The sequence below is a fragment of the Blautia sp. OM07-19 genome, assembly GCF_003481595.1.
Lineage (GTDB): Bacteria > Bacillota > Clostridia > Lachnospirales > Lachnospiraceae > Blautia_A > Blautia_A intestinihominis.
In genome coordinates, this window is sequence record NZ_QULA01000075.1 from 1 (window position 1) to 3,461 (window position 3,461).

Here is a 3,461-nt window from a genome sequence, read left to right on the forward strand (position 1 = left end):
AAAGGCGGTATCCCGCCAGATTTCAGATGCTCTGGTAACTTGTTGCCGAGTAGTTCACTATGTATGAATTTGATTTGTAATAATATTATGAGGAAGATGAATCATATCAAAAAGGCGTCTCCATAAAACCGTGGAGGTGCCTTTTCTTTCGGGAAATATGGCAAACGGGTTTACAGAAAGTGTTTCTGTTTCCGGTATTCTGTTGGGGTTAACTTGTAGCGTTTTTTGAATAATCTGCAGAAATAGTCAACGTTATGAAATCCTGTCTCAGAAGAAATGAGACTGACTTTTTTCTCGGTTTTTGAAAGTAACTGACCGGCCTGTTTTAAACGGTAATTAATGAGATAGTTAACCGGCGTTATATGTAAATATTTCCGAAACAGATTCAAAGCGGTACTCTTACTGACCATTGCCTGTTTTGCAATGTCATCCAATGAGATACTCCGTGAGTAATTCAGGTGGATAAATTGCATCATGAGCTGTAAACGGGCTTGAGAAGCAGTGGAATACTCCTGGTGTTCTTTCGGGTATGAAATGTCGGTATTTTCAGATATCTCCAGCCAGAGATTCTGAAGGAGAGAACTGGTAAGGAGTTCTTTGGTTGAAACGGAATCCTGTGCAGAAATAATTTGCCGCATGACAGATAAAACCTTTGCCTGCCAGCATATTTCTTTATGAAATATGAGAAATGGCAGTGGGGAAGAAATAATCGGAAGAATATATTTCTGATAAATCAGGCTGTCGCGAGGGGCAATAAAAGAAGGCATAAATACGAAATTGGGAATGATGGCTTTTGATGGAGAATAAAGGCGATGGAGTACCTTTGTATTAATGAAGATCCCATTTCCTTCGGTTAAATTAAATCGGTCTTCTCCAATCCATAAAGTAACGGTTCCGGATTCAATAAAAATAAATTCCAATTCTGTATGCCAGTGCCATTCGATACAGTTGAAATCAAAAACTGACAGATCTTCATAATAAAACTGGAAAGGATAGCTATTGCTTCCGTGCAAAACTGCCTCCATCAGATCTTCATCTGTAATGATTTTCGTATAGGTTGTATTTATATTCATAGAAACTTCCTTCTTTGAAACATACTTTACGATATTATACAATAAATATCAGAAATAATTCAATGAAAACAATAGAATTATAATATATAATTCAATAAGAAATGAGGTGAAAGGGCATGATGTTCAAATGGTTACATAAAAGTAAAATAAGGATGGTGATTCCTGATATTTTATGAAAACAATGGTGAAGATAGAGAATTCTGTATCCGGAAAGAGTCTTTCTATATATGTAGACAGTACGAATAAAGTAAATGAATTAATGCTCGATCTGATAGAGGCAGGATTTACCGTTAACTATGAGCCTCGTTATATATCGGGAAATTATGAAGGATGCTTTCTGTGTGAGGATGGAAATGTGATTAAAATATGTTGTAGAAAACAAAAGGAGTGATGACTATGCCAAATTATCAGAAAACAAAAAGAGCCTGTTATATGGGATTTATTACACAGGCAATTGCAGCTAATTTTGCACCATTGTTATTTTTAAAATTTCATCATGATTATCAGATTACACTTGGAAAAATCGCATTGATTTCTACCTGCTTTTTCCTTACACAGTTGTTGGTAGACCTGTTTTGTGCAAAGTTTGTGGACAAAATAGGGTATCGTATCTGTATTGTTGCTTCTGAGGTATGTTCCGCAGCAGGATTGGTGGGTCTGGCTTTTATGCCGGATCTTTTGCCGGAACCGTTTGTCGGAATTATCCTGAGTGTGATTGTATATGCAGTCGGAAGTGGTCTGATTGAAGTGCTTTGCAGCCCGATCGTGGAGGCGTGTCCATTTGATAACAAAGAGGCAACGATGAGTCTGCTTCACTCTTTTTATTGTTGGGGAGCAGTGGGTACGATTGTGATCTCCACACTGTTTTTTGCAGTGTTTGGCATGGACAACTGGAAATGGCTGGCTGTCTTATGGGCACTTGTTCCGGCCATAAATATCTATAATTTTGCAACCTGCCCGATTGAGCATTTTGTAGATGAGGGGCAGGGGATGGGAATAAAGGAACTGTTTCGCAAATCTTTTTTCTGGCTTTCTATATGCTTAATGATCTGCTCCGGTGCATCAGAACTGGCTATGGCACAATGGGCATCTGCTTATGCAGAGGCTGCCCTGGGGCTGTCAAAGACAATTGGCGATCTGGCCGGTCCCTGCATGTTTGCTGTTACAATGGGAATCAGTCGTGTGATTTTCGGAAAATATGGTGCGAAAATGGACCTGATGAAATTTATGACCGGATCCGGAATTTTATGTGTGATATGCTACCTGCTGGCTTCTGTTTCATCGAATCCGATAACAGGTTTGATTGGATGTATTATCTGTGGCTTTTCTGTTGGGATTATGTGGCCCGGCACAATCAGTATTTCATCAGAAAGATTTCCGGCAGGTGGAACGGCTATGTTTGCTTTGCTTGCTATGGCGGGGGATCTGGGTGGAAGCATAGGTCCGGGGATTGTTGGACGTGTTACACAAAGTGCTGGAGACAATATTCGTGCGGGTATGGGGGTTGGACTTTTGTTCCCGGTTACTTTATTAATCATGCTTTTTATTTTTGCAAGGCAAAAGGATCATAAATGAAATCTTTTTCCAAAAAGTGGGAAAAAGGCTGAGAATAGTCAACGGCGGATAATGATGTCCGCCGTAAATTTATTCCTGTTTATTTATTGAAGCCAAGATACCTTTGGCCAGTGCGATACTAATCTGTGGGTACAATTCCTGAATTTCCTGATATTTTTCTTCGATCAATTCCGGCTCATCTGCCCAGACATCCTCATAGATTTTTATAGCCTTTTTGAAATGGGTTTTAGCCTGTGAGATATTTGCTGTAATCAGGCGGCGTAATTGTTGATCTGCGGGATACTGTCATTGGTGTAAAGCAGCTTATACTGTTCCAGTAGCAAGATACCCTTTTCCATGTGTCCTTTTGCAAATTCTGTCTGACCGTTTATGCGATAAAGACCTCCAAGATTGGCATGAAGGTTGGAAACAAGGTGGGCATTACCGTCTGTGGTTTCTTTGATTTACGCAAGTGCTTCTTTTTCCAGCTTGATGGCTTTTTCTGGTTTTGTTTCCATTGTTGCCTGGTAATCCAGCAACAGTGCACGGTCAGAAGAGGTGCCATGATTATTTCCTTTCAAAAGTTGTTTCAATTCCCGGATAATTTCTTTCATACCTTTCTGGTAGTGGTATTTCTCCATATATGGGAAGACATCCTCTAAAAATAGAAGGTATTTGGACATATCATCTTTATCAATCAGGTGAATGATATTTTCCACTGTCTGGAACATTTTTTGTAATAGTTGACTTCCGTGCCGTGCATCAAACATATTTTTTGAATTGAATAACTGCGCGCCGCATTCTCGTTACTTCCAGTGATGAGTTAGGCGCGCA

General features: G+C 39.6%; 3 protein-coding genes. 1 reads left to right on the forward strand and 2 read right to left on the reverse strand.

Annotated features, from left to right (window positions below; genetic code table 11):
* Positions 1-170: 170 nt before the first annotated feature.
* Entirely contained in the window at positions 171-1,073 is a 903-nt protein-coding gene (locus DXC01_RS19800; RefSeq protein WP_118699682.1) for an AraC family transcriptional regulator, read from the reverse strand.
* A 396-nt stretch (positions 1,074-1,469) separates the two neighbouring features.
* Between DXC01_RS19800 and DXC01_RS19810 the strand changes: the two genes are divergently transcribed.
* On the forward strand, positions 1,470-2,648 hold the full coding sequence (locus DXC01_RS19810; protein ID WP_118699684.1) for an MFS transporter: 1,179 nt from the start codon (positions 1,470-1,472) through the stop codon (positions 2,646-2,648).
* Positions 2,649-3,091: 443 nt separating this feature from the next.
* Here the strand turns inward: DXC01_RS19810 and DXC01_RS21545 are convergent, their stop codons facing one another.
* Positions 3,092-3,268, reverse strand: coding sequence for a hypothetical protein (locus DXC01_RS21545; protein WP_330427725.1), 177 nt, complete (start codon positions 3,266-3,268; stop codon positions 3,092-3,094).
* Positions 3,269-3,461: the final 193 nt, after the last annotated feature.